This window comes from Erythrobacter sp. NE805 (assembly GCF_046452355.1).
Lineage (GTDB): Bacteria > Pseudomonadota > Alphaproteobacteria > Sphingomonadales > Sphingomonadaceae > Erythrobacter.
In genome coordinates, this window is record NZ_JBKFDI010000002.1 from 128,304 (window position 1) to 153,904 (window position 25,601).

Sequence of the window (25,601 nt, forward strand, 5' to 3'; positions counted from 1 at the left end):
CGCAGCAGCAATGTTTCACGCGAAACATCGCAAGAACGACGTCCTGGCTGGGGTCTGCAGGGGGTCTAGCGGGGGTGTAACCGGGGTCTGGGGCGCGCTAGGGCGGGGCTAGGCGCCGCAAGCGTAACCCTGGATCAGCGGTCGGTCTCGGGCGGATAGGCCCCGGTCGCGGCGAAGTGAACCATCTCGGCGACGTTGGTCGCATGGTCGCCGATCCGCTCGATATTGCGCGCCACGAACAGCAGCTGCGCCGCGCTCGAGATCGTCGAGGGGTTCTCGACCATGTAGCTCACGAGGTTGCGGAAGATCGAGTTGTAGAAGCCGTCGACCTTGGCATCGGTGGCGATCACCTCGCGGGCGAGCTCGGGGTCGCGCGCGGCATAGGCGGTGAGCACGTCGTGGACCATCTCGCCCGCAAGCTCGCCCATCGTCGGAAGCAGGGTCAGCGGCTCGAAGCGGGCGCGGCCCTCGATCATGCCCACCCGCTTGGCGATGTTCTTCGAATAGTCGCCGATCCGCTCGAGCACGCCCGCGATCTTGAGCGCCGCGATCACCTCGCGCAGGTCGTCGGCCATCGGCGCGCGCAGCGCGATGATCCGCACCGCGAGCTTGTCGACCTCCATCTCGAGCGCGTCCATGCGCTTGTCGCGCGCCACCACCTGCTCGGCGAGCCGCTCGTCGCCGCGCACCAGGGCATCGAGCGATTCCGCGATCGCGACCTCGGCGAGGCCGCCCATCTCCGCGATCAACCCGCGCAGGCGGGTGATGTCCTCGTCGAATGCCTTGACGGTATGCTCAGCCATCAACCGTAACGCCCTGTGATATAGTCCTTCGTCCGCTCCTCGATGGGATTGGTGAAGATCTCCGAAGTCGGACCATACTCGACCATCTTGCCGAGGTGGAAAAATGCGGTGCGCTGGCTGACGCGGGCGGCCTGCTGCATCGAGTGGGTGACGATCACGATCGCGTAGCGCCCGGAGAGTTCATCGATCAGCTCCTCGATCTTGGCGGTCGCGATCGGGTCGAGCGCCGAAGCCGGTTCGTCCATCAGGATGACCTCGGGGTCAACCGCGATGGCCCGCGCAATGCACAGGCGCTGCTGCTGGCCGCCCGAGAGCGCCGTGCCGCTATCGTCGAGCCGGTCCTTGACCTCGTCCCACAGCCCGGCGCGGGTCAGCGAGCGCTCGACGATCACGTCGAGATCGGCCTTCTTCTCGGCAAGCCCGTGGATCTTCGGCCCGTAGGCGATGTTCTCGTAGATCGACTTGGGGAAGGGGTTGGGCTTCTGGAACACCATGCCGACGCGCGCGCGCAGCTGGACGACGTCCATCTTCGGCCCGTGGATGTCGTCGCCGTCGAGCTCGATCAGCCCGGTCACCTTCGCCGCGCCGATCGTGTCGTTCATGCGGTTGAAGCACCGCAGGAAAGTCGACTTGCCGCAGCCCGAGGGGCCGATGAAGGCGGTCACGTAGTCGGGCGAGATGTCGATCGACACGTGGTCGATCGCCTTCTTCTCGCCGTAGAAGACGCAGACGTCGCGCGCGCGAATCTTCGCACCCTCGTCGGCCATGTTGGGATGGATCACAGTCACCAGCGTTTCTCGAACTTGTTGCGGAGGTAGATGGCAAGCCCGTTCATCGCGAGCAGGAACACCAGCAGCACGATGATCGCCGCCGAAGTGCGCTCGACGAAGCCGCGGTCGATCTCGTCGGACCACAGGAAGATCTGCATCGGGAGGACCGTGGCGGGCGAGGTGAAGCCGTCGGGCGGGGTGGCGACGAAGGCGCGCATCCCGATGAGGAGGAGCGGCGCGGTCTCGCCGAGCGCGCGGGCCATGCCGATGATCGTCCCGGTGAGCATCCCGGGGAGGGCGAGGGGGAGGACGTGGTGGAACACCACCTGCACCGGCGAGGCGCCGATCGCCAGCGCCCCGTCGCGGATCGAGGGCGGCACCGCCTTGATCGCGTTGCGTCCCGAGATGACGATGACGGGCATGGTCATCAGCGCGAGCGTCATGCCCCCCACCAGCGGCGCCGAGCGCAGGTCCGGAAAGACCGCGAGGAACACCGCGAGGCCGAGCAGGCCGAAGATGATCGAGGGCACCGCGGCGAGGTTGCTGATCGAGACCTCGATGATCTCGGTCCAGCGGTTCTTGGGGGCATATTCCTCGAGATAGAGCGCCGAGAGGACGCCCACCGGGAAGGCCAGCACCAGCGTCACGAGCATGGTCAGCATCGAACCCTTGAGCGCGCCCCAGATGCCGACCGATTGCGGGCTGGTCGCGTCCGAGCGGGCGAGGAAGCCCCAGTCCCAGTTGCGCGCGAGCTTGCCCTCGCCCGCGAGGCGCTTCGCCAGCGCCTGCATCTCGGGCGCGCCCTCGCCCTGGAGGCCCGCGGCGAGCGCCGAGGAGGTGGGGAGGTGGAACACCCGCGTCTCCGCGAGGAGGTCGGGATCGCGGGTGAGCGCGGCGGCGACATCGCGCCACGCCTCGGGGGAGATCTGCGCGGCGGCGTCCTTGCCGAGCTGCTCCTCGGCGAAGAAGGTGACGATGTCGGGCAGGCCCTGCATCTCGAGCGTCTGCACCGCGGAAGGGGCGGCGAGCGAGGTCGGATCGGCATCGATCCCGGCCTTGGTGAAGTCGATGCTGACCGCGAGCTCGGCGCGCTGGAAGCCGCCGATGCCGTTCGCCAGCATATTGCCGAGCAGGAACACCAGCACCGCGACCGAGAAGGCGACCGCGGCAAGGCCGAGCAGGCGGAAATTGCGCTCGGCACGGTAGCGCCTGGCGAGCCGCGCCTCGAAGGCGGCGGTGCGGGTCGGGCCGGTGACTTGCGGACGGGCCGGTGCGGCGGAGGCGGAGTCCATCGGCATGGTGCTCATTCGTAGGCCTCCCGGAAGCGCTTGACCACGCGCAGCGCGATGAAGTTGAGGGCGAGGGTCACCATGAACAGCACGAAGCCCAATGCGAAGGCGCTGAGCGTCGCGGGGTGATCGGTGCTCTGCTCCCCGGTGAGGAGCTTGACGATCTGGACCGTGACGGTCGACATCGGCTCCAGCGGGTTGGCGGTGAGGTTGGCGGCGGGCGAGGCGGCCATGACGACGATCATCGTCTCGCCGATCGCGCGGCTGACCGCGAGCATGATCCCCGCGACGATCCCGGGGAGCGCGGCGGGGAACAGGACGCGGCGGATCGTCTCGGACTTGGTCGCGCCCATCGCGAGGCTCCCGTCACGCATCGCGGCCGGGACCGCGGCCATCGAATCGTCGGCCATCGAGGAGACGAAGGGGATGATCATGACGCCCATGACGATCCCCGCGGCGAGCGCGCTCTCGGTCGAGGCGTTGGCGATGCCGACCGCGACGGCAGCATCGCGGATCATCGGGGCAAGGGTGAGGGCGGCGAAATAGCCGTAGACCACCGTCGGCACGCCGGCGAGCAGCTCGAGCAGGGGCTTGATCCAGGTCCGCACCCTGGGGTCCGCATATTGGGTGAGGTAGATCGCGCTCATCAGCCCCAGGGGGATCGCGACGATCATCGCGATGATCGCGCCGATGAAGATCGTCCCCCAGAACAGCGGCACCGCGCCGTAGCGGCTCGCATCGACCGCATCGGGGCTCGCCATCGTGTCGGGCGCCCACTTGAGGCCGAACAGGAAGTCGATCGGCGAGACCATGCCGAAGAAGCGCACCGTCTCGAACACGAGGCTCGCGAAGATGCCGAGCGTGGTGAGGATCGCCACCAGCGAGGCGAGCAGCAGGATCGTCATCACCGTGCGCTCGACCCGGGTGCGCGCGCCGAACTGGGGCTTCAAGCGCAGGAAGGCGAGCGCCCCGCCGACGAGCGCGATCAGCGCGGTGACGATGATGCCGATGGTGTTGTAATGCGCATAGGCCTCGCGGAACGGGGCGATCAGGCCCTCGGCCTCGTCGTTGAACACGCCGGGCGCCTGGCCGAGCGCCACGGCCCGCGCCTCGCCGAGGAAAGCGTCGCGCTCGAAGCCGAAGGCGGGCAGGGCCTCGGCCGCGGGCGAGGCGAGCACCGATTGCAGCACCAGTTGCGGGACGAGCACGGTCCAGGCGACCACGAAGACCAGCACCGGGATCACCACCCACAGCGCGACATACCAGGCGTGGTAGACGGGCCGCGAGGCGGTGCGCTCGCCCCCGCCGCTCGCCGCGAAGCTCCACGCCTTGGCGCGCCCCGCCAGCCAGCCGAGAAGGCCGAGGCCGAGCGCAATCAGGATCAGCGTGATCGGTGACATGGATGAAACCTGTGGTTACCTGCGGGAACAGCTCTGGTGGTCGGGCCCTGGTGTGTTGACCGGCTCCATTCCCGCGCCCCCGGCAACTATGCCTGCTCGGCGCTTGTCGGAGAATTGAGACGGTCTTATGACAATATTCCGGATTCCTCCGCGATGCCGCTCGCCGCGGCGGAGCCCCGGGGGATCGCCGCCGGCTCCTCGGCGTCGGGCGGGGCGAGCGGGATGCGCACCACCACCCGCGTTCCCTTGCCGACTTCGCTGGTGATGTCGAGCCGCCCGCGGTGGCGTTCCACGATATGCTTGACGATCGCGAGGCCGAGGCCGGTTCCCCCCGAGGCGCGGCTGCGGCCCGGATCGGTGCGGTAGAAGCGCCGGGTGAGGTGCGGGATCTGCTCGGGCGCGATGCCTTCGCCCTCGTCGATCACCGCGATCCGCGCGAGCTCGCCCTGCGCCAGGTCGAGCACCACCGTCACCGGCGTGCCCTCCGCCCCGTATTTGAGCGCGTTGTCGACGAGGTTCCGGACCACCTGCTCGAGCTGCTGGAGATCGCCGCGCACCACCGGCTCGGCATGGAGCTCGAGCACCAGCCGGTCGATCCGCCGCGAACCTGCCGCATCGCGCGCCGCCCGCTCGACCAGCGAGGCGAGGTCGATGCGCGTCGTGGGAAGGTCGTGCTTCTCGGCCTCGACCCGGCTGAGGCTCATGAGGTCGCTGACCAGCGCCTGGAGCCGCTGCGCCTCGCGCTCGATGATGCCGAGGAACTTGCGCGCGGTCGGGGTGTCGATCTCCCCGTCGCCCTCCTGGAGCGTCTCGACATAGCCGATGATCGCAGCAAGCGGCGTCCGCAGCTCGTGGCTCGCATTGGCGACGAAATCGGTGTGCGCCCGGCTGATGTCGGCCTCGGCGGTCTGGTTGATGAACTCGAGCATCGCCAGCCGCTCGTCGAGGGCCTGGCGGTTGATCTGCCAGATGTCGCCGCGCCGCACGAGCCCGCGCACGATCGCCGCGCCCTGGCGGTCCTCGTTGACCAGCGAGACCGCCTCGGGCTGGCGCAGCGCGACGCGCGCGTCCTGGCCGATCACGTGCGGCCCGAGCATCTGCCGCGCGGCGCGGTTGGCGACGGCGATGGTGTTGCGGTCGGTGACGATCAGCGGGATCGAGGAGTTCTCGATGAGGTCGCGGATCGATTCGGGGGTGAGCCGCTGGCGGACCTTGGCCTTGGGCGGCTCGGGCGGGCGCCCGGCGGCGACCAGCAGCGAGCCGACCCACACCGTCAGCACCGCGAGCGCGAGAACGAAATCGGTCCCCAGCATCAGCAGCGCGGCAAAGGTCACCGCGGCGAGCAGGACGCCGGCGACGGGAAAGTTCTGGCTGCTGCCCATGATGCGAGGCCCTTACAGGCAAGCGGCGTGGCTGGAAAGCGGGGGCGCGCGGGGCGCACAGCAAAAAGGGCGGCGAGGCCTGTGCCTGCCGCCCTTGTCGCAAACCACCTTCGAAGGTGGTGACCCGTACGGGAATCGAACCCGTGTTTCAGCCGTGAAAGGGCCGCGTCCTAACCGCTAGACGAACGGGCCGTCGCGGTGAGAGCGCGCCTTTAGGGTCGTGGTTCGGGCCGGTCAAGCCCCGACTTGCGAAGGCGAACGCGAATTTTGTCCACACGCCCGCTCAGTCGGCGAAGGCGGCGTCCTCGAGCTGCAATTCGGCCGCCGGGCGGCTCCCCCAGTCGTCGATCCTGGCGCGCCCGGCGAGGTGGAAGCGGCGGCCCTGGTGGCGGTGGAGGAGGGTCTGGCCCAACTCGGTCTCCGCCGCGCGGAAGGCGATCGCCTTGAAGCTCTTGCCGTCCGGTCCGCTCGCGACCACCCGCACGTGGTCCTTGCCGACGAGGTCCGCCTTGACGATCCGCACCGGCCCGACCGCGACGCGCGGCGCGGGCCAGCCGACGCCGTAGGGGCCGGCCGCCTCGAGCGTCTCGACCAGCGTGGGGGTGAGCCCCCCGGGGGCGAGCGCGAGGTCCAAGAGCATCGCCGCTCCGGCCCGGGCACGCTCGACGTCGCGGGCGAGCCGCTCGTCGAGGAAGCCCGCGAAGTCGGCGAGCCGCGCAGGCTCGATGGTCAGCCCCGCCGCCATCGCGTGCCCGCCGCCCGCGACCAGCAGTCCGGCTTCCCGCGCGGCGATGATCGCGGCGCCGAGATCGACCCCGCTGATCGAGCGGCCCGAGCCTTTGCCCTGGCTTTCGTCGAGCGCGATCACCACCGCGGGCTTGCCGGTCTTCTCCTTGATGCGCCCGGCGACGATACCGATCACCCCGGGATGCCAGCCGTGCCCGGCGAGCACCTGCACCGCCATGTTGTGCTGCCCGGCGAGCTGCGCCTCGGCGGCCTCCTGCACCGCGGCCTCGATCTGGCGGCGCTCCTCGTTCAATTGCGAGAGCTGCGCGGCGATCGCGCGGGCTTCCTCGGGGTCGGTGGTGGTGAGCAGGCGCACGCCGAGGGTGGATTCGCCGATCCGTCCGCCCGCGTTGATGCGGGGGCCGAGCGCGAAGCCCAAGTCGCTGCATTGCGGCGCCCGGGTCAGCCGGCTCGCGTCGATCAGCGCCGCCATCCCGATCCGCCCCCGGCGGGCGAGCACCTTCAGCCCCTGCGCGACGAAGGCGCGGTTGAGGCCGTGGAGCGCGGCAACGTCGGCGACCGTGCCCAATGCGACGAGGTCGAGCAGGCCCATCAGGTCGGGCTCGCGCCGCCCGTCCGCGAACCACCCCTGCGCGCGCAGGGTCCGCACCAGCGCGATGCCCAGCAGGAAGGCGACGCCGACCGCCGCGAGGTGGCCGTGCGCCGCGCCGAGGTCGCTCTCGTCGAGGCGGTTGGGGTTGACGAGCGCGAGCGCCGGGGGAAGCTCGGCGGCGCACTTGTGGTGGTCGACCACGATCACGTCGACCCCCGCCGCCTTCGCCATGCCCAGCGCCTCGTGCGCCATCGCCCCGCAATCGACGGTGACGATCAGCTGCGAGCCGTCCTCGGCGAGCTTCACCAGCGCCTCGCCGGAAGGGCCGTAGCCCTCGAGCAGGCGGTCGGGGATGTAGTAGCCCGCCTCGAGCCCGAGCTGGCGCAGCAGCTCGACGAGCAGGGCGGCACTGGTCGCGCCGTCGACGTCGTAGTCGCCGTAGATCGTGACTGTCTCACCCCCGACGACCGCGGCGGCGAGGCGCTCGGCGGCGGCGTCCATGTCGCGGAAGGTCGAGGGGTCGGGGAGGAATTCGCGCAAGGTCGGTGCGGCGTGGCGGGCGAGATCGTGCTCGGCGACGCCGCGGGTGAGCAGCAGCTGGTCGAGGATCGAGCGGTCGAGGCCGACGGGACCGGCCTCATCCCCCAGCTCCATGTTGCCGCCGCGCCAGCGCCACGCCTTGCCCGAGAGCGAGCTCGTCACCCCGAGGACGGGCGCAAAGGGGGGAGGGGCGAGCGGACGGGCGGCCATGCGCGCGTGCTTAGCGCATGGGCGCAAGAAAGGGCAGATGCGCGGCATTGACAATCGACAGCCGCGCGCGCCAGCCTCGCGCGCTCATGTCCGCGCCCCGCCTCCTGATCCTCTGGCACAGCCGCACCGGCGCGAGCGAGGCGCTCGCCCGCGCGGCGGCCGAGGGGGCGGGGGAGGCGGGCCGGCTCGTCGCGGCCGCCGATGCCGAACCCGCGATGCTTCTGGAGGCGGGCGGCTACCTGTTCTGCTGCCCGGAGAACCTCGGCGCGACGAGCGGGCTGATGAAGGAGATGTTCGATCGCGCCTATTACCCGCTGCTCGGGCGGGTCGAGGGGCGGCCCTATGCGACGCTGATCGCCGCCGGATCGGACGGCGAGGGGGCGCAGCGGCAGATCGACCGGATCGTCACCGGTTGGCGGCTGAAGCGGGTCGCGGCGCCGATGATCGTCAATCTCGCCGCGCAGACCCCCGAGGCGATCGCTGCCCCGAAACGGGTCGCCGCCGCCGATCTCGCCGCCGCGCGCGCGCTTGGCGCAGGGCTTGCGGAAGGGCTGCGGCTCGGCCTGTTCTGAAATTGCTCCAGAACGGGACAGTCTCCCCCTTTGGGGACTCGACGCTCGCGGGCAAACAAGTCAGATAAGAGACATCGAATTCGGGACCTTACAACAAGCAATCGAGGGGGGCCTCGACTATTCCACAGTCGCAGCGAGCCGAGCATGCCCAGCTGCACCTGCTGTTTGCCCCCGGCAACCGGCCCGATCGGCGCGCGCTCGCGAGCTTCGTCAACCATCACCGCGCAGTCAGCATCAGCCATGATCCCTTCCCCGAGAGCGGCGAGCACCCCGAGGCGCTGTGGCCCGCGCAGCAGCACTGGCTCGAACTGCTCTGCGAGGGCCTGACCTTCGATCTCGCGGGCCTCGCGCCCGGCCCGGCGGCGCCCTTTCCGCAGCTGACCCACCGCTTCGACCTGCCCGCGCTCCCGGTTGAGGGCGAGGTCGAGACGCTCACCCTGCGCCCCGGGCCGCACCTCGCGGCCGGCGGCAACGCGATGCCGCTGATGCGCACGCTGCTCACCCTTGGCTGCGAACTGGTGCGCCATTTCGACGATCTCGTCGCGGTGGGCTGGGGCCCGGCGAAGAGCGCGATCGGTCGCCGCTTCTTCGAGAGCACCGCCGCCGCCTGGCTCGACGGCGGGCCCTTCCCGGCGCTGGGCCTCACGGTCTTCACCCAAACCGCCGACGATTCGCTCGAGAGCGAGGGACTCGCCTTCTGGATCGGGCAGGAGCTGCGCATCGAGCCGCCGCTGAGCCTCGACAAGGTCGCCGCGACCCGGCTCGGGATCCGGCTCGTCAATCATCTCGTGATCGTCGGCGGGCTCCAGGACGATGACCGCATCATCGCCCCCGACGGCACGCCGCTGGTGCTGCGCCCTTCGCGCAACCGGGCGGTCATCAGCGTGTGGCGGGAGTAGTCATGCCGCAAAGGGATCACACCGAACATCGCACCACCATCGCCTTCCGCGCGGTCAACGCCTGCGGGAGCGCGGGCTATGATCCCGCGCTTCAGCGGCACCACCTGCTGCCGCGCCAGCTCCTCTCGGAGCGCTGCTTCGGCCGAATGTTCGCCGCGCTCGGCCGGGCCGAGGTCGGCTTCGACGATTTCCGCCGCAACGGCTTGCTGCTGCCCGCACGCGAGGATGCGAGCTTGCGCACCGGGATGCCGCTCCACCGCGGCCCGCACCACCGCTACACCGAGATGGTGATCGCCCGGGTCGGCACCATCGAGGCGCGCTGGGCCGAGGCGCGCAAGCACGACGAGGCGGCCGCGCTCGAGGAGGCGCTGCTGCGGCTCCACCTGTTGCAGGGCGCGCTCAGGCGCCAGCTGCTCGCCGCGCGCCGGCGGATCGTGCTCAGCCGCAAGGACCCGCTGGGCAGCGGCTTCGACTTCAACGAGCTGGACGCGATGGCCGAGCTGCTGTGGGGCGCGGACTAGCTATTCCGCCGCCTCGGCCAGCGCGTTCCACGAGGTGAAGCCCGAATTGGCGAGAAGCTGCGCGCGCGCGGCGTGATACTCGCGCTCGAGCCGGGCGACGAGGTCCTCGACCGTACCGACCTCCTTGATCGTGCCGATCCCCTGGCCCGAGCCCCAGATGTCCTTCCACGCCTTGGCCTTGGTGTTGCCGCCGCTGCCGAAGTTCATCTTCGACGGATCGCTCTCGGGCAGGTTGTCCGGATCGAGCCCCGCCGCCTCGATCGAGGACCTGAGGTAGTTGCCGTGCACCCCGGTGAAGAGGTTGGTGTAGACGATCCCCTCCGAGGAGCCCTCGACGATGCCGTTCTTGTAGCCCTCGGTGGCGTTCGCCTCTTTCGTGGCGATGAAGGCGCTGCCGGCATAGGCGAAGTCGGCGCGCAGGGCCTGGGCGGCGAGGATCGTCGCCCCGTGCGCGACCGAGCCCGACAGCGCCACCAGCCCGTCGAACCACGCGCGGATCTCCTGCATCAGCGCGAAGGGCGAGAGCGCGCCGGCATGGCCGCCCGCACCCGCGGCGACGGGGATCAACCCGTCCGCGCCCTTCTCGATCGCCTTCCTCGCGAAGCGGTTGTTGATGACGTCGTGCATCGTGATCCCGCCCCACGAGCGGACCGCGGTGTAGATATCCTCGCGCGCGCCCAGCGAGGTGATGATCATCGGCACCTGCCACTTGGCGCAGGTCGCCATGTCGGCATCGACCCGGTCATTGGTCTTGTGGATGATCTGGTTGACCGCGAAGGGCGCCGCCGGACGATCGGGGTTGGCGCGGTTGTGCGCGGCGAGCTCCTCGGTGATCTGGTGGAGCCACTCGTCGAGCTGCGACTGGGGCCGCGCGTTGAGGGCCGGGAAGCTGCCGATGATCCCGGCCTTGCACTGCGCGATCACGAGCTCGGGGCCCGAGACGATAAACAGCGGCGATCCGATCAGCGGCAGGCGCAGACGATCGAACGGGGCGGGAAGGGGCATGGGTTTCTCCTCGAAATCTATTCGGCCTGAACGGGGTTCTCTAACGCAGGTTCCAAGCCAGCCAAGCGCGTTTTTGCGAGTGACGTTACGTCACGCGAGCAGGTCTCCGAGGCTGTAGAACCGCGCCGCCGTCCCGGCGAAGAGCGCCGCCTTCTCATCCGCGCTCGCCCCGCTGGCGAGGCGCTTGAAGGCGTTCCACAGCACCGCATAGTCGGCGCCCCAGGAATCGACGGGGTAGTTGCTCTCGAACATCGCCCTCGAAGGCCCGAAGGCTTCGATACAGGTCTCGATATAAGGGCGCCACAGGTCCGCGAGCGCTTCCGAGCCATATCCCGCGGCGGGTCCCTCTTCCGGCAGGGCGCAGAAGGCCATCGCGAGGCCGCCGAGCTTGACCACCACGTTCTCGCATTTCGCCAGTTCGCGGATGTTGGCGGCCCAGGTGTCGAAGCGCTCGGGCAGGGTCCCCCTGTAGCTCCCGAGCCCGACCGGCGTGCCGCAATGGTCGAGGCAGATCGGCTGATCGGGGAAGGCGCGCGCGAGGTCGATCACGTCGGGGAGCTGCGGCTCGAGCAGCCACGCGTCGAAGGTGAGCCCGCGCTTGCCGAGTTCGGCGAAGCCCTCGCGGAAGGTCGCGTCGCGGTAGAGCCCCTCCGGCGCATGGAAGGGCGCGCCGAGCACGCTCGCATCCTTGTCCCACGCTGCCTGATGGCGGATGCCCCTGAATCGGCGCGGGGCGGCGGCCTGAAGCGCGTCGAGCACCGCGCCCGCCGCGCTCCCGCGGGTGAGGTCGGCATGGCCGACGATCCCCGCGCAGTAGCGCGAGCCGCCGTAGAGCCCGCTCGCCGATTGCGCCGCGACGCCGTTCACGAACTCGACCTCGCCGACCGGCTTCAGCGCGTCCCCGTAGGCGCCGTTGTAGAAGGCGCCGCACTCCATGTAGACGGTCGCGACGATGTTGTGCCCGCTCGTCATGTGCGCGTGGAGCGCGTCGAAGGTGTAATAGGCGTGGGGCGCGATCGCGGCGATGAAGGGGTGATGCGGCTGGGGGAACATCGGCACCATCGGCCTGAGGTCCCAGAGGTGGTGGTGGGGGTCGATGATCGCCAAATCCGCTTCAAGAATCGGTTCGGGCTCGATGATGGTCTCGGTCATGGTCTCTCCCTCGCGCGCCTTGGCGGCGCTTGTCGGGGAACAGACCTAGCCGCACGCCGGGCCCGCGCAAGCTCCCAAAAGCTCAGTCCACGGCCCGCACGTAGAGGTGCCAGGTCGCGTGGCCGAGCACGGGGAGCGCGACCACCAGCCCGAGGAAGGCCGGGATCAGCGCGGCGAAGAGCAGCACCGCGATCAGCGCCGCCCAGCCGGTCATCACCGCCGGATTGCGCCCCACCGCCGCGAGGCTGGCGATGATCGCGGTGAGGAAGTCGTGCCGCCGGTCGACGAGCAGCGGCAGGCTGATGACGGTCATCGCGTAGAAGGCGAAGGCCATGAGGGCTCCCACGATGCTGCCAACGCCCAGCATCGCCAGCCCCGAAGGCGTGAGGAAGGCCGCGAGCGTCTCGCCGACGCCCCCGCCGCCGATCCCGCTCTCGGCCATGAAGACGGCGAAGATCGCGTGGGCGACGATCATCCAGAAGGAGAAGGCGACGAAGACGATCACCCCCATCGAGAGGATCTGGTCGTCGCCGTGCCCCTTGAGCGCGCCGAGCACCGCGCGCCAGGTGAGCGGCTCTCCCGCGGCGCGGCGGCGGCTCGCCTCGTAGAGCCCGACCGCGACGAAGGGGGCGACCAGCGGGAAGCCGGCGATGGCGGGGATCAGCCAGGTGGGATTGCTCCCCGCCAACGCCGCCCAGCCGATGCCGAGCCCGGCGAGGACATAGACCCCGCCGAAGAACAGCCCGAAGCGCGGCATGGCGAGAAAGTCGCGCCACCCCGCCGCGAGCGCCGCGGCGAGGTCCCCCCACGCGAGGTCCCCCGCCACCTGCGGCCGCGGCGGCGCGGCGCTCACGGGAAAGCCCGGTTCGCTGGCGTCCATCGCTGCTCTCCCTCCCCAAGTGACCGCGCGTGAAACTGCGCGCGAACGCAGCCGGACGCAAGGGCGGTCGGAGCGGAACCCGGAGCGTATCGGCAGCCCCTCGCGCGGGACCATGCGCAGGGGTCGAGCAAGGGAGCCCGCAAGAAGCTTGCAGGCGCGCTTCAGCTTCAGGCCCCGGCGGCAGCCGCTCCGCTGGCTTTTGGGGAGCGGACAGGGCGTCGGGCGGCGGGGCGGCGAGGCCCTGCGCCGACGGGTCGCTCGCGCCAGCCAACGCGCAGCGCCGCCGTTGCTCCCGGTCGCGCCGGACAGGCCGATCGGCGTCCGCGCTGAGACCGGAGCCGTTCGGCGTGCCAATGCGCCGCGCCGCTACTTCGCCTCCGCGCCGGCGGGCTGCGGCTTGAGGTGCGTGTCGAACCACTCGACCGTGCGGCGCAGCGAATCGATCTGGTTCTCGCGCTTGCGGAAGCCGTGGCCCTCGGCGGGGTAGAACACCGTCTCGACGACATTGCCCTTGGCCGCGAGGATGTCCGCCACCTCCTGCGCCTGGCCGCGCGGCACGCGGATGTCGTTTTCGCCCTGGAGGCTGAGCAGCGGCGCCTTGGCTCTGGCAAGATAGGTCAGCGGCGAGGCCCGGTCGTAGCCTTCCGGGTTGTCCTCGGGCGTCCCCATCAGCGTGCGCTGATAGGATTTCGTGAACTCGTCCTGGTCGCGGTACATGCTGCGCCAGTTGATGATCCCGAACCACTGCACGGCGGCCGCGAATTCGTCCGGCGCCTTGCCGATCGCCATCAGCGTCATGAACCCGCCGTAGGAGCCGCCGAAGATCCCGACACGCTGTGGATCGACATAGCCGCTCGCGACGAGGAAGCGCTTGGCCTCGATCGTGTCCTTGAGGTCGCCGCCCCCGAGGTCATCGTAGTTCGCCGCCTGGAAAGCCTTGCCGTAGCCGGTCGAGCCGCGGAAATTGGGTTGGATGACGACATAGCCCCGGCTCGCGAGCGCGGCGGCATAGGGGCTGAAACTGTCGACGCTCTGGCCGGTCGGCCCGCCGTGGGGGAAGACGATCGCAGGGTTGCTGCCGTCGCGCTTGAGGTTCGCGGGCATCGTCACCAGCGCACTGATGAGGGTGCCGTCGAAGCTCTTGTAGGTGACCATCTGCGAGGTCGCGAGCGCCTCGGGACGCAGGCTCGCGACGGCGAGGTTGGTGACCCGGCTGAGGCTGCCCGTCGCGAGGTCGTAGCGGCTGATCTCGCCCGCGACGTTGGCCCCCATGTTCGTCACCAGCAGCGCGCGGCCGTCGGGCGAGCGGGCATCGCGGCCGCTCGCGAAGTTGAGCCCGGCGGGGAGCTTCAACGGCGTCTGCGCGCCGGTCGCGAGGTCGTAGCGTTCGAGTGCGGTGCGCATGTCGTCGCTGCTTTCGACCAGCAGCGCGGTGCCGTCGCGCGTGAAGCGGATCGCGGATTGCTCCCAGGGGGTCGGCTTGAGCCAGGTCCACCGGCCGCTTGCGAGGTTGTAGAGCCCCGCGCGCGCTCGGCCGATCGCGGTGTCGGTGGTCACCGCGAGCCACTCGCCGTCGGGGCTCACGTCGGCGAGCGCGAAGATCGTGCCCTCGGCGCCGAGCACGCGCGTCGCCTTGCCGGTCGCGACGTCGACGCGCCACACCTCGCTGGTGGACGAATCCACCTTCTCGCGGTTGGCGTAGATCGTCTTCCCGTCGTCGGCCCAGACTTGCGGCGCCCACGCGAAGGCGGGGTCCGCCTCCCTGGTGAGCACCCTGACGGTGCCGTCGGGCGCGAGCACCGCGAGGTTCGCCTGGCCGTCGTTGCGGTTCTTGACCGACAGCGCCATCAGCCCGCCCGCGCCGCCCGGCACGAGGCCGCGCTCGGCGATGTCCGGGGTGCGGGTGATCTGCTCGACCGCCCCGCCGCCGACCGGCACGCGGTAGATGTCGTGATATTCGTTCCCGCCCTTGTCCTGCTGGAAATAGAGCCACTTGCCGTCGGGCGAGGCGGCGAGCCCGCCCTGCGCCTCGTCGGACTGGGTGAGCTGCAGCGGCCAGCTCCCCGCGGCGTCGGTACGCCAGATGTTGAAGCGGCCGGTGAGATTGGTCGAGAGGAAGATATGCTCGCCGTCGACGCTCCAGGCGACACTCGCGGCGGTGCGCGAGCTGCCGATGTCCTCGAGCGGCACCGCGCGCGCCTCGGGGTTGACGGGGGAGGTGAGCGTCTTCGGATCGGTCACCGGCCGCTCGGGCGTGGCGATCTGCGCGGCCAGCGGTGCGGTGAGCATCGGGGCGCTCATCAGCAGCGCCGCCATCATCGTCTTGTGCATGTGTGTTTCCCCCCAGACGCCATCGCAGGCGCAGGGGAGAGGATACCATCGAAGCCGGCGCTTGCCAGCCCGATCTGGCTCAGGCGGGCGCGCGCGCCACCGCCGAATTGGCGGCGGAGAGCACCGCGCGGACGCTCGCGGTGGCGATGTCCTCGTCGATGCCGCAGCCCCAGATCGTCGCTCCGCCGGGCGCGCGGCATTCGAGATAGGCGGCGGCGCGCGCGTCGGTCCCGGCGCCCAATGCGTGCTCGGTGTAGTCGATCACCTCGAGCTCGACCCCGAAAGCCTCGCGCAGGGTGTCCATCACGCTTGAGATGAGCCCGTTGCCGCGCCCCGACACCGACTGCTCGGCGCCGTCGACAGCGATGGTCCCGGCGAAGATGCGCGTGCCGTCGGAGGCGCGGCTCTCCTCGTAGCGGACGAGCTGGAAGTGCTTGGGGTGGATCTTGACGTGATAGGCGCGGCGGAAGGCGTCCCAGATGTCGGCGGCGTTGAGCTCGCGGCCCAGCTCGTCGGCCATCGCCTGCACGTGGCGGGAGAAATCGGCCTGCATCTTCTTGGGAAGCTTCAGGCCCTGGTCCTTCTCGAGCACCCAGGCGAAGCCGCCCTTGCCGGACTGCGAATTGACGCGGATCACCGCCTCGTAGGAGCGGCCGAGATCGGCGGGGTCGATCGGGAGGTAGGGCACGCGCCAAAGGTCGTCGTTCTGCGTCTCGCGTGCCTCGAAACCCTTCTTGATCGCGTCCTGGTGGCTGCCCGAGAAGGCGGTGTAGACGAGCTCGCCGCCATAGGGGTGGCGCTGGTGGACGGGGATGTCGTTGCAATACTCCACCGTCTCGATCACCCGGTCGATGTCCGAGAAATCGAGCCGCGGATCAACGCCTTGCGTGTAGAGGTTGAGAGCCATTGTCACGAGGCAGCAATTCCCGGTGCGCTCGCCATTGCCGAACAGGCAGCCCTCAACCCGGTCCGCGCCCGCCATGAGCCCGAGCTCCGCCGCCGCGACGCCGGTGCCGCGGTCGTTGTGGGTGTGCAGGGACAGGACCGCGCTCTCGCGGTTCGGCAGGTGGCGGCCGAAATACTCGATCTGGTCGGCGTAGATGTTGGGCGTCGCCGCCTCGACCGTGGCGGGGAGGTTGAGGATGATCGGGTGTTCGGGGGTGGGCTGGAGCACCTCCATCACCGCGGCGCAGACCTCGATGCTGAAATCCAACTCGGCGGTCGAGAAGGTCTCCGGCGAATATTGGAAGTGCCAGTCGGTGCCCGGATACTTCGCCGCCTCGTCGCGCATCACCTTGGCCCCGGCGACGGCGATCGCCTTCACCTCCTCGCGGCTCATGCGGAAGACGATGTCGCGCCAGGCGGGGCTGACCGCGTTGTAGAGGTGGACGATCGCCGCCCGCGCGCCCTCGAGGCTGGCGAAGGAGGTGCGGATCAGGTCCTCGCGGCTTTGCGTGAGCACCTGGACGATCACGTCATCGGGGATCGCGCCGGACTTCACGAGGCCCGAGATGAAGTCGAACTCGGTCGCCCCGGCGCTGGGGAAGCCGATCTCGATCTCCTTGAGGCCCACCTCGACGAGGAGGTCGAAGAAGCGGCGCTTCTTCACCGCGTCCATCGGATCGATGATCGACTGGTTGCCGTCGCGAAGGTCGGTCGAGAGCCAGCGCGGCGCGCGCTCGATCAGGCGCGAGGGCCACTGGCGGCCCGGCAGATCGATCTGGCCGAAGGGGCGATACTTGGCGGAAGGCTGCTTGAGCATGGGCATGGGGATGGGGCTCGTCGCGTCGAAGGGAGGAGGAAGGCTGCGGAGGTTACCCTTGGGAGTGGGTGCCCCGCGTCCTTCGCGCGCGGCTGCCTACGCCCAAGGGCGCATAAGTCGAAGCAGCGGAAGTCCGTGTCCCGTCATGGTCGCCCTCATTGCCGATTATTGCGCGGGGTGCAAGCCGGGAATGGCCCCGATTTCACCCGCAGCGCGCGTCGCGGATGATCCCCTCGGCATCGAGCATGATCGACAGGCGCGGGTTGGTGGGATCGGGCGCGACATAGCCCTCGCTGCCGAAGGCGACGAAGCGCAGGTTCGCGGTCCGGCCGAGGGTCTTGGCGATCGCGGCGCGGGTGGGCTGGTCGGCGGGCTTGCCGATGAAGGGGCCCATCAGCGGCGCGCCGCAGGTGGCGGCGGCGGGATCGGTGAGGGTGCCGCGCGCGAAGGCGCCGGGGGCGGCGCCGGGCAGCGGCGCGGCGACCTGCGGCGTGGCGGTGGCGGCGGGCGCGGGGACCGGGCTCGCCCCGCCATTGCCGATCCGCTCGGCGAAGCTCTTTGCGTCCTCGGTCGGCTTCTCGGGCTCGCTCCCGCAGGCGGCGAGCGCGAAGGCAGGGAGGAGGGCGAGGAGGAAGAGGGCACGTGAGGCCGCGGTCATGTAGGGTGCTCCTTGGTGAGGCATGGCTCCGGCCCAAACGCGCATTGCGTTACCGGATCATGACAAGCCGCGCAGGCGCAGCCGGTCGGGGGTGAGCTGGTCGACCCGCGTCACCCCCATCAATCGCATCCCTCGCTCGATCTCGTCCTTGAGGATGCCGAGCGCGCGTTCGACCCCGTCCTGCCCCGCCGCGGCGAGGGCATAGAGGTAGAGCCGCCCGCCCGAGGCCGCGGTCGCCCCGCTGCATAGCGCCTTGAGCACGTGGGTGCCGCGCCGCACCCCGCCGTCGCAGATGATCTCGATCCGCCCGCCGACCGCATCGACGATCTCGGGGAGCTGGTCGAAGGGCGCGCGGCTGCCGTCCAATTGCCGCCCGCCGTGGTTCGAGATCATGATCGCGTCGGCGCCGATTGCGACCGCCCGGCGCGCGTCGGCGGCGCTCATCACACCCTTGAGCACGAAGGTCCCGCCCCAGTCTTCGCGGATGCGGGCGGCGGTGTCCCAGTCCATCGCGGTGTCGAGCATGGTGTTGAAATACTCGGCAATGCTCACCGCCTTGCCGGTCCCTTCCGCGACATGGGTGTCGAGGTTGGGGAGGCGGAATGTCTCGCGCAGCAGGTAGTCGAGCGTCCAGCGGGGCCGGGTGGCGTAGCTCCAGATGCCGGCCGGGGTGAAGCGCGGCGGGGTGGTGAAGCCCGAGCGCAGGCACCGCTCACGCTTCCCCGAAACGATGGTGTCGACCGTCAGCGCCAGCGCGTCGAACTTCGCGGCCTGGCAGCGCTGGATCATGCTCGCGTTCAGCCCCTTGTCCTTGTGGACGTAGAGCTGGAACAGCTTGGGGCCGGTGGTGAGCGCCGCGATCTCCTCGATGGAGCGCGTCGCGAGGCTCGAGATGCCGAACCACAGCCCGAACTTCTCGGCCGCCTTGGCGACCGCCGTCTCGCCCTGCCAGTGAAAGGCGCGCTGGACCGCGGTGGGCGAGAGCATCAGCGGCAGCGCGGACTTGCGGCCGAGGATCGTGCAGGAGGTGTCGATCGTCTCGACCCCGGCGAGCACGTCGGGGACGAGGTCGACCGCGGCGAAGGCGGCGGTGTTGCGCGCCTTGGTGAGCTCGTCGTCGGCCGCGCCGTCGATATAGTCGAACACCGGAAACGGCAGCCGCGCCCGCGCGAGCCTGCGGAAGTCGTCGATGTTGTGGCAGTCGGACAGGCGCATCGTGGCCGCCAGCTTTGGAACAGGAGCGTGGGTCTGTCGATGAAATTTCACGAGGGCGCCGCGTCACCTTTCGCAGGCTCGGGGCGAAAGACCGGCAGCCCCGGCCGCGTTATGGTGAGCGCCGCTGTTCCAGGAGACCTTCGCAATGCGACCGACCCGCATGATCCTCGCCCTCGCGACCATCGCCGCTCCTCTCGCTCTGCCCGTTCCCGCGATGGCCGACGGCGGTATCTATGTCGGCACCGAGGGCGGGACAATCGCCGTCAGCGGCTACGATCCGGTCAGCTATTTCCGGGGAACGGGGAGGCCGGTCCGCGGCAGCGGGAAGCACAAGATCGTCTGGAAGGGAGCCGAGTGGCACTTCGCCAGCGCCGAGAACGCCGCCGCGTTCAAGGCCAACCCGGCCGCCTTCGCCCCGCAATACGGCGGGCATTGCGCCTGGGCCATCGCACAGGGCTACCTCGCACCCGGCGATCCGACTGCCTACGACATCGTCGACGGCAAGCTCTACCTCAACTACGACCAGTCGATCCGCACCAAGTGGCGCAGGAACATCGCCGGGTTCATCGCCAAGGGCGGCCCCAACTGGGCGAAGGTTCCGGCGGGCAAGACCTACACCGGATCGTGGTTCGGGTTGTGAGGGGCGACAGGCGGCGCGACCGACCGCCGTCCGCAGGGATCACTTCTCGAATGCCACCGAGATGTCGAGCTCGACCTCGTCGCTGACGAAGGGGATGCCGTAGCTCACCCCGAAGTCCGAGCGCTTGATGCTGGTCTCGGCCTCGAAGCCGACGGTCTCCTTCTTGTTGAAGGGGTTGGCGCCGGCGCCGGTGAACTCGGCCTCGAAGGTGACGGGCTTGGTCACCCCGTTGAGGGTGAGGTCGCCGGTGATAATCGCCCTGGTGCGGTCCTTGGGATCGAGCTTCACCGCGGTCGAGACAAAGCGGGCAGGCGCGGGGGCGGGGCCGAAGAAGTCGGGCTTGCCGCCGTCCTTGCCGGCGCGCAGCAGGTGATCGGTGAGGCCCTTGCTCGCCGTGGTGACGCTGGCGACGGGGATCGTCACCTCGACCTTGGCCGCCTCCGGCTGGGCCGGATCGAGCACCAGCGTGCCCGCGACATCGCCGAAGATGCCGTAGTAGTCGTTGAAGCCGAAGTGATTGACCTCGAAGGCGATCAGCGAGTGCGCGGAATCGGCGGTGTAGGTCCCGGCGGTGACCCGCGCGGGGTCCTTGGCGCCGGGGGCCTGGGGGGCGGCGCCCTGGGCGAAGATCGCGGGGGCGGCGGCAATCCCCCCGGTGACGGCGAGGACGGTGAGCGCGGCGGCGGCGGCGAAGGCGAAACGGTTCATGGTGATGACCTCCTGTTGTCCGATAGACGTAATCGGCGAGGCTTCGCCTTGGTTCCGCCGCCCGCCGCGCGCTCGCTTCGTCCCGTCAGTTCTTCGCCTTGTCGACGAGCTTGTTGGCGGCGATCCACGGCATCATCGCGCGCAGCTTCTCGCCGGTCTGTTCGATCGGGTGAGCGGCGGCGCGCTTGCGGGCGGCCTTCAATTCGGGCTGGCCCGCGCGGTTGTCGAGCACGAAGTTCTTCACGAAGCGCCCGGACTGGATGTCGTCGAGCACCCGCTTCATCTCGGCCTTGGTCTCTTGCGTGATGATGCGCGGACCGGTCGTGATGTCGCCATATTCCGCCGTGTTCGAGATCGAGTAGCGCATGTTGGCGATGCCGCCTTCATAGAGCAGGTCGACGATCAGCTTGGTCTCGTGAAGGCACTCGAAGTAGGCCATCTCGGGGGCGTATCCGGCCTCGACCAGCGTCTCGAACCCGGCCTGGATCAAGTGGGTGATCCCGCCGCACAGCACCGCCTGCTCGCCGAACAGGTCGGTCTCGCATTCCTCGCGGAAGTTGGTCTCGATGATCCCCGAGCGACCACCGCCGACCGCGGAGGCATAGGCGAGGGCGACGTCATGCGCCGAGCCGCTCGCGTCCTGGTGGACGGCGATGAGGCAGGGCACCCCGCCGCCGCGCACATATTCGGAGCGCACGGTGTGGCCGGGGCCCTTGGGAGCGATCATGATGACGTCGATGTCGGCAGGCGCCTCGATCAGGCCGAAGTGGATGTTGAGCCCGTGCGCGAAGGCGAGCGCGCTGCCGGGCTTCATGTGGCCCTTGAGGTCGTTCTCCCAGATCGCCGCCTGGTGCTCGTCGGGGGCGAGGATCATGATGAGGTCGGCCCACTGCGCGGCCGCGGTGTTGGAGAGCACCTTGAACCCGGCGGCCTCGGCCTTCTTCGCAGTTCCCGAACCCTCGCGCAGCGCGATCGCGACTTCGGCGACGCCGCTGTCGCGCAGGTTCTGCGCATGGGCGTGGCCCTGCGAGCCATAGCCGACGATCGCGATCTTCTTCGGCGTGATCAGACCCAAATCGGCGTCGGCGTCGTAGTAAACCTTCATTGTCCGTCCTTGCTTGTTGTTGTCGCCGCCCCGGGCGAATGGAAAATCCTAGGCCCCCGCGGCCCCGCGCAGCATCCCGACCACGCCCGAGCGGCCGACCTCGACGAGGCCGAGGTCGCGCATCAGGCCGACGAAGCTGTCGATCTTCTCGGGCGCCCCGGTGAGCTCGAAGACGAAGCTCGTCGTGGTGGTGTCGACCACGTGGGCGCGGAAGATCTCGGCCACCCGCAGGGCCTCGACCCGCTTGTCGCCGGTGCCCGCCACCTTGATCAGCGCCAGCTCACGCTCGACGTGGGGGCCGGCGGTGGTGAGGTCGGTGACCTTGTGCACCGGCACCAGCCGCTCGAGCTGCGCCTCGATCTGGTCGATCACCTGCGGGGGGCCGTTGGTGACGATGGTGATGCGGCTCACCGCATGGTCCTCGGTGATGTCGGCCACCGTCAGGCTGTCGATATTGTAGCCGCGCGCGGTAAACAGGCCGGTGATCTTGGCGAGGATCCCCGGCTCGTTGTCGACCATGACGGCGAGCACGTGGCGCTCGGAGGCGGCCTCTGCGATTCTCAGCGGCATCACACCAGCGCCTTCGCTTCGTCGTCCATCGTCCCGTCGACATGGTCGCCGTAGAGGATCATGTCGGTGTGCGCCGCCCCGCTCGGGATCATCGGCAGGCAGTTGGCGTCCTGCGCGACGAGGCAGTCGACGATCACCGGACCCGGGTGATCGAGCATCCGCATGATACCGTCGTCCAGCTCGCGCTCCTCGGTGATGCGGATGCCCTTCCAGCCATAGGCCTCGGCGAGCTTCACGAAATCGGGGAGGCTGTCGGAATAGGAGTTCGAATAGCGGCTCTCATAGGTCAGTTCCTGCCACTGGCGGACCATGCCCATGTATTCGTTGTTCAAGATGAAGATCTTGACCGGCAGGCGGTATTGCGAGGCGGTGCCGAGCTCCTGGATGTTCATCTGGATGCTCGCCTCACCCGCGATGTCGATCACCAGCGCATCGGGGTGGCCGAGCTGTGCGCCGATTGCAGCGGGCAGGCCATAGCCCATCGTGCCGAGGCCGCCGGAGGTCAGCCACTTGTTCGGGTCCTCGAAACCGAAATACTGCGCCGCCCACATCTGGTGCTGGCCGACCTCGGTCGCGATGATCGGGCTGCGGTCGCGGGTCAGGGCATGGAGCCGCTCGACTGCTTTCTGCGGCATGATCATGCCCGGGTTCTTGGCCGAGCGCTCGGGATAGGCGAGGCACTCGCGCGCGCGCCATCCGGCGATGCGGGCCTTCCACTCGCCGAGGTTCGCGGCCTGCCGGCTCCCCCATGCCTCGATCAGCTGGCCGAGCACCGTCGCGCAGTCGCCGACGATGCCGAGCTCGACCGGAACCGTCTTGTTGATCGAGGACCGGTCGATGTCGATGTGGATCTTCTTCGAGCCCGGCGAGAAGGCGTCGAGGCGGCCCGTCACCCGGTCGTCGAAGCGCGCGCCGATGCAGACCATCACGTCGCACTTGTTCATCGCCATGTTGGCCTCGAAGGTGCCGTGCATCCCGAGCATCCCCAGCCAGTCGGGATGGGTCGAGGGGAAGGCACCGAGACCCATGAGGGTCGAGGTCACGGGCGCGCTGGTGAGGTCCTGGAACTGTCGCAGCAGCCGGCTCGCCTCGGGGCCCGAATTGATGACGCCGCCGCCGGTGTAGAGGATCGGCGCCTTGGCGGCCGCGATCATCTCGACCGCCTCGATGATCTGCTCAGGGGGCGCGACCATCTGCGGCGCATAGCGGTGCGCGCCCGCGCGGACCGCGGCGCGGCGTTCGGAGGGCACGGCGATCTGGACGTTTTTCGGGATGTCGATGACGACCGGACCGGGCCGGCCGGTGGTCGCGATCAGGAAGGCCTCGCGGATCGTCGCGGCGAGGTCGGCCGGGTCCTTCACGAGGTAGTTGTGCTTGGTGCAGTGGCGGGTGATGCCGATCGTGTCGGCCTCCTGGAAGGCGTCGGTGCCGATCAGGCTGGTCGGGACCTGCCCGGTGAGGACCACCATCGGGATCGAGTCCATCCACGCGTCCGCGATGCCGGTGATCGCGTTGGTCGCGCCCGGGCCAGAGGTGACGAGCACCACGCCGGGCTTGCCGGTGGCGCGGGCATAGCCCTCGGCCGCGTGCGCGGCGCCCGCTTCGTGGCGGACGAGGATGTGGCGGATGCGCTCGTCGCCGAACAGCTCGTCATAGATCGGGAGCACCGCGCCGCCGGGGTAGCCGAACACGAACTCGACGCCCTGTTCGATCAGGGCGTTCACGAGGATCGCCGCGCCGCTCATCGCGCTCGCGGGCTCGGTCGCCCCGAGGACCTTGGGGGCGGGGGCGGGGGCAGGGTCCGGCTTGCCGGGCACGGGAGCACTCCATCTGTCATTCGGCCCGCCGCTTGGGGCCTCGCGATAAAGAAAACCGGCCCGATGCAGGGGGAAGTGCATCGGACCGAGTGGGTGCCGCGCTAGGCGTTACAATCTGACAAGTCAAGAGCTAATCACGTAATAATGATGCGAAATAGCCTTCTATGTCGATATTTTCGAACCCCCACGTGGGGTGCGCCCGTGGCCATTCCGGGGGCGGCTGACGGCGGAACCACGTGAACTGGCGCTTGGCGTAGTTGCGGGTCGCCTGCTGCCCGGCGGCGACCATCCGCTCGGCGTCGATCTCGCCCGCGAGGAAGGCGGCGATCTCGGGCACGCCGATCGCGCGCATCACCGGCAGGTCGGGGTCGAGGCCGCGGGCGAGCAGCGCCTCGACCTCTGCGATCGCGCCCTCTGCGAGCATCGCCTCGAAGCGCGCGTCACAGCGTTCGTAGACCCAGGCGCGCTCGGGCTCGACGATCAGCGGCACGAGGTTGACCATGTCGGCGATGCCCCCCGCCTTGGCGAGCTGCCAGTCGGCAAGTGTCACCCCCGTGGAGCGCTTGACCTCGAGCGCGCGGGCAATGCGCTGGCGGTCGCCCGGGTCGAGCTCGCTGGCGCGCAGCGGGTCCTCGATTTCGAGGAGCTTGTAGGCCGCCTCCTCGTCCATCGCGCGCACCGCGGCGCGGATCGCGGGGTCGATCGGCGGGATCGGGGCGATGCCCTCGAGCAGGACCTTGAGGTAGAGCCCCGTCCCGCCGACGAGGATCGGCACCGCGCCTGCCGCGTGGCAGGCCTCGATTTCGGCGCGCGCGCGGGCGGCCCAGGCGGCGGCAGAGCAGGCTTCAGCGCCGTTCCAGGCGCCGAACAGGCGATGCTCGATCCCGGCCATCTCCGCCTCGTCAGGGCGCGCCGAGAGCACCATCAGGTCGGCGTAGACCTGCGCGGAATCGGCGTTGATGACCACGCCGCGCCGCCCGCGCGCTGCGAGGCGCTGTGCGAGATCAATCGCGACGGCGCTCTTGCCGCTCGCCGTCGGCCCTGCAATGAGCGCGAGGGGCGCTGGTGGAGAAGATGCGATGCTCATTGCCCGGCTGATAGCAGAGACAGCCGACAGGGAAACACGTCTCGACGCGCTCGTGGAGGCGTTGGCGGGAGAGGGCGCCGCGCTCGCCTCGGCGGCGCTGCTGCCGGGCGAGGAGGTGCTCGAGCTGTGCTTCGCCGCCGGGGAGCCTGCGACGGTGCTCGCCGCGCTCGACCGCCACATCGCCCCCGCCGCGGCGCTGGTCAGCCGCGACCTCGTCACCGTGCCGCGGCTGTTCGTCTCGGACATGGATTCGACGATGATCGAACAGGAATGCATCGACGAACTCGCCGACTACGCCGGGCTGAAGCCGCAGATCGCCGCCATCACCGAGCGGGCTATGCAGGGCGAGCTCGATTTCGAGGCGGCGCTGCGCGAGCGGGTGGCGCTGCTCGCCGGGCTGGGCGAGGAGGCGATTGCCGCCTGCCTTGCCGATCGCATCACGGCGACCCCGGGCGCCAGGACGCTGGTGGCAACGCTGGCGGCGCATGGAGCAAAGACGGTGCTGGTCACCGGGGGCTTTCATCACTTTGCCGATCCGGTGGCCGAGATGCTCGGCTTCGACCGGGTGGTGGCGAACCGTCTCGCGGTCGAGGGCGGCAAGCTCACCGGCGGGCTGATCGGGGCGATCACCGACAGCGCGGTCAAGGCCGCGGTGCTGCGCGAGGAGGCGGCGGCGCTCGGGGAAACCGCCGCGAGCCTCGCGACCGGCGACGGGGCGAACGACGTGCCGATGATCGCGGCGGCGACCTACGGCTTCGCCTACATGGCCAAGCCCAAGGCGCGTGAGGCGGCGAACGGGCGGGTCGACGCGGGGGATCTCACGGCGGTCCTCCGGTTGCTCGGCATCCCGCGCGTTGACTGGCGCGAGGCCTGAGGCGCGGATTTGAGGCAGCGCAAATATGGGTTGCACGATGCGTACCGAAAGGCTATTAACACTCGTGTAAGC

The 25,601-nt window shown here is 69.6% G+C and carries 23 protein-coding genes and 1 tRNA gene; 5 read left to right on the top strand and 19 right to left on the bottom strand.

The annotated features are described in order from the left end of the window. Positions 1-134 precede the first annotated feature (134 nt). From phoU to recJ, 7 genes are all read right to left on the bottom strand, one after another. A complete protein-coding gene (gene phoU / locus ACLBKU_RS08540) occupies positions 135-803 on the bottom strand; it encodes a phosphate signaling complex protein PhoU (protein ID WP_410179130.1) in 669 nt (222 codons plus the stop codon). Next, positions 803-1,570: a phosphate ABC transporter ATP-binding protein PstB gene (pstB, locus tag ACLBKU_RS08545; RefSeq protein WP_410179656.1), complete on the bottom strand. Its 768-nt coding sequence runs from the start codon at positions 1,568-1,570 to the stop codon at positions 803-805. The genes phoU and pstB overlap by 1 nt, the downstream gene beginning before the upstream one ends. A 17-nt stretch (positions 1,571-1,587) precedes the next feature. After that, a complete protein-coding gene (gene pstA, locus ACLBKU_RS08550) occupies positions 1,588-2,880 on the bottom strand; it encodes a phosphate ABC transporter permease PstA (RefSeq protein WP_410179131.1) in 1,293 nt (430 codons plus the stop codon). After that, positions 2,877-4,262 (bottom strand): phosphate ABC transporter permease subunit PstC, encoded by a 1,386-nt coding sequence (pstC, locus tag ACLBKU_RS08555; protein WP_410179132.1) that lies wholly within the window; start codon positions 4,260-4,262, stop codon positions 2,877-2,879. Before pstC ends, pstA begins: the two co-directional genes overlap by 4 nt. 125 nt (positions 4,263-4,387) lie before the next feature. Further along, the gene (locus ACLBKU_RS08560) at positions 4,388-5,644 is read right to left on the bottom strand and encodes a sensor histidine kinase (RefSeq protein WP_410179133.1); all 1,257 of its coding nucleotides are present in this window, start codon (positions 5,642-5,644) and stop codon (positions 4,388-4,390) included. A 117-nt stretch (positions 5,645-5,761) separates the two neighbouring features. Beyond that, a tRNA-Glu gene (locus ACLBKU_RS08565) sits at positions 5,762-5,836 on the bottom strand. A gap of 91 nt (positions 5,837-5,927) precedes the next feature. Next, entirely contained in the window at positions 5,928-7,733 is a 1,806-nt protein-coding gene (gene recJ / locus ACLBKU_RS08570) for a single-stranded-DNA-specific exonuclease RecJ (RefSeq protein ID WP_410179134.1), read from the bottom strand. 86 nt (positions 7,734-7,819) lie between these two features. Here recJ and ACLBKU_RS08575 point away from each other — a divergent pair, with 86 nt between their 5' ends. From ACLBKU_RS08575 to ACLBKU_RS08585, 3 genes are all read left to right on the top strand, one after another. After that, positions 7,820-8,305, top strand: coding sequence for a flavodoxin family protein (locus tag ACLBKU_RS08575; RefSeq protein WP_410179135.1), 486 nt, complete (start codon positions 7,820-7,822; stop codon positions 8,303-8,305). Between the two features lie 476 nt (positions 8,306-8,781). Then, a complete protein-coding gene (locus tag ACLBKU_RS08580) occupies positions 8,782-9,204 on the top strand; it encodes a hypothetical protein (RefSeq protein WP_410179136.1) in 423 nt (140 codons plus the stop codon). 2 nt (positions 9,205-9,206) lie between these two features. Next, positions 9,207-9,725 (top strand): AHH domain-containing protein, encoded by a 519-nt coding sequence (locus ACLBKU_RS08585; protein WP_410179137.1) that lies wholly within the window; start codon positions 9,207-9,209, stop codon positions 9,723-9,725. Here ACLBKU_RS08585 and ACLBKU_RS08590 read toward each other — a convergent pair whose 3' ends face one another. The 7 genes from ACLBKU_RS08590 to ACLBKU_RS08620 form a co-directional block, all read right to left on the bottom strand. Next, complete coding sequence (locus ACLBKU_RS08590; RefSeq protein ID WP_410179138.1) at positions 9,726-10,730, bottom strand: NAD(P)H-dependent flavin oxidoreductase; 1,005 nt, start codon at positions 10,728-10,730, stop codon at positions 9,726-9,728. A gap of 90 nt (positions 10,731-10,820) precedes the next feature. Beyond that, complete coding sequence (locus tag ACLBKU_RS08595) at positions 10,821-11,882, bottom strand: amidohydrolase family protein (protein WP_410179139.1); 1,062 nt, start codon at positions 11,880-11,882, stop codon at positions 10,821-10,823. Between the two features lie 82 nt (positions 11,883-11,964). After that, positions 11,965-12,762: a DUF2189 domain-containing protein gene (locus tag ACLBKU_RS08600; RefSeq protein ID WP_410179140.1), complete on the bottom strand. Its 798-nt coding sequence runs from the start codon at positions 12,760-12,762 to the stop codon at positions 11,965-11,967. A 366-nt stretch (positions 12,763-13,128) separates the two neighbouring features. Further along, complete coding sequence (locus ACLBKU_RS08605) at positions 13,129-15,093, bottom strand: alpha/beta fold hydrolase (protein WP_410179141.1); 1,965 nt, start codon at positions 15,091-15,093, stop codon at positions 13,129-13,131. 79 nt (positions 15,094-15,172) lie between these two features. Continuing rightward, positions 15,173-16,861, bottom strand: coding sequence for a 2-isopropylmalate synthase (gene leuA / locus ACLBKU_RS08610; protein ID WP_410179142.1), 1,689 nt, complete (start codon positions 16,859-16,861; stop codon positions 15,173-15,175). Positions 16,862-17,057: 196 nt separating this feature from the next. Then, positions 17,058-17,513, bottom strand: coding sequence for a hypothetical protein (locus ACLBKU_RS08615; RefSeq protein ID WP_410179143.1), 456 nt, complete (start codon positions 17,511-17,513; stop codon positions 17,058-17,060). A 57-nt stretch (positions 17,514-17,570) separates the two neighbouring features. Next, positions 17,571-18,728 (bottom strand): alpha-hydroxy acid oxidase, encoded by a 1,158-nt coding sequence (locus ACLBKU_RS08620; RefSeq protein WP_410179144.1) that lies wholly within the window; start codon positions 18,726-18,728, stop codon positions 17,571-17,573. 145 nt (positions 18,729-18,873) lie between these two features. On the opposite strand from ACLBKU_RS08620, the gene ACLBKU_RS08625 reads away from it, so the two are divergent. Beyond that, positions 18,874-19,368 (top strand): YHS domain-containing (seleno)protein, encoded by a 495-nt coding sequence (locus ACLBKU_RS08625; protein ID WP_410179145.1) that lies wholly within the window; start codon positions 18,874-18,876, stop codon positions 19,366-19,368. A 39-nt stretch (positions 19,369-19,407) separates the two neighbouring features. Here ACLBKU_RS08625 and ACLBKU_RS08630 read toward each other — a convergent pair whose 3' ends face one another. The 5 genes from ACLBKU_RS08630 to miaA form a co-directional block, all read right to left on the bottom strand. Next, positions 19,408-20,076 (bottom strand): YceI family protein, encoded by a 669-nt coding sequence (locus ACLBKU_RS08630; protein ID WP_410179146.1) that lies wholly within the window; start codon positions 20,074-20,076, stop codon positions 19,408-19,410. 85 nt (positions 20,077-20,161) lie between these two features. Further along, positions 20,162-21,181 (bottom strand): ketol-acid reductoisomerase, encoded by a 1,020-nt coding sequence (gene ilvC / locus ACLBKU_RS08635; protein ID WP_410179147.1) that lies wholly within the window; start codon positions 21,179-21,181, stop codon positions 20,162-20,164. 48 nt (positions 21,182-21,229) lie between these two features. Continuing rightward, positions 21,230-21,751 (bottom strand): acetolactate synthase small subunit, encoded by a 522-nt coding sequence (gene ilvN / locus ACLBKU_RS08640; RefSeq protein WP_410179148.1) that lies wholly within the window; start codon positions 21,749-21,751, stop codon positions 21,230-21,232. Beyond that, positions 21,751-23,496 (bottom strand): biosynthetic-type acetolactate synthase large subunit, encoded by a 1,746-nt coding sequence (gene ilvB / locus ACLBKU_RS08645; RefSeq protein ID WP_410179657.1) that lies wholly within the window; start codon positions 23,494-23,496, stop codon positions 21,751-21,753. Before ilvB ends, ilvN begins: the two co-directional genes overlap by 1 nt. 202 nt (positions 23,497-23,698) lie before the next feature. Next, positions 23,699-24,655 (bottom strand): tRNA (adenosine(37)-N6)-dimethylallyltransferase MiaA, encoded by a 957-nt coding sequence (gene miaA / locus ACLBKU_RS08650; RefSeq protein ID WP_410179149.1) that lies wholly within the window; start codon positions 24,653-24,655, stop codon positions 23,699-23,701. Between miaA and serB the strand changes: the two genes are divergently transcribed. After that, on the top strand, positions 24,648-25,529 hold the full coding sequence (gene serB / locus ACLBKU_RS08655) for a phosphoserine phosphatase SerB (protein WP_410179150.1): 882 nt from the start codon (positions 24,648-24,650) through the stop codon (positions 25,527-25,529). The genes miaA and serB overlap by 8 nt on opposite strands. The last annotated feature ends 72 nt before the right edge of the window (positions 25,530-25,601 follow it).